We start from the raw sequence: 430 nt of genomic DNA, 5'->3' as shown, positions 1-430 counted from the left end.
TCAACGGCAACGATATCTATCTGACGCAAGGCACCGATCAGGTCAAGCTCGACGGCATGGCTGACGGATCCGGCAAAACCGGAGTCGGGCAGGTGCAGTTTGCCGATGGCACCGTATGGACCGCGGCACAGGTCATCTCAATGGCCCACAACATGCAGGGAACGACGGGCGATGACAGGCTCAACGGTTCGTGGGGCGCGGATACGTTCGACGGTAAGGGTGGCAACGACGTCGAGATCGGCAATGGCGGAGCTGACACCTTCATCTTCAACCAGGGCTATGGCCATCTCGAGATCAACGAGTACGACTTCTGGGGCGGCACTACCGGCAAGGTGCTGCAACTGGGTACCGGCCTGACGCCGGCATCGGTCGCTGTCACGCTCAACGGCAACGATATCTATCTGACGCAAGGCACCGATCAGGTCAAGCT

The 430-nt window shown here is 59.8% G+C and carries 1 protein-coding gene; it reads left to right on the top strand.

Annotation, left to right across the window (positions count from 1 at the left end; translation table 11 throughout):
* Window positions 1-430: calcium-binding protein (locus DIE23_RS39225; protein WP_311767850.1), on the top strand; the 430-nt coding region annotated here is incomplete at both ends.

Origin of the sequence: Burkholderia sp. Bp9143, assembly GCF_003853645.1 — a bacterium.
GTDB lineage: Bacteria > Pseudomonadota > Gammaproteobacteria > Burkholderiales > Burkholderiaceae > Burkholderia.
The sequence above is the reverse complement of the archived record's forward strand: the minus strand, read 5'-3'. Positions and strand labels throughout refer to the sequence as shown.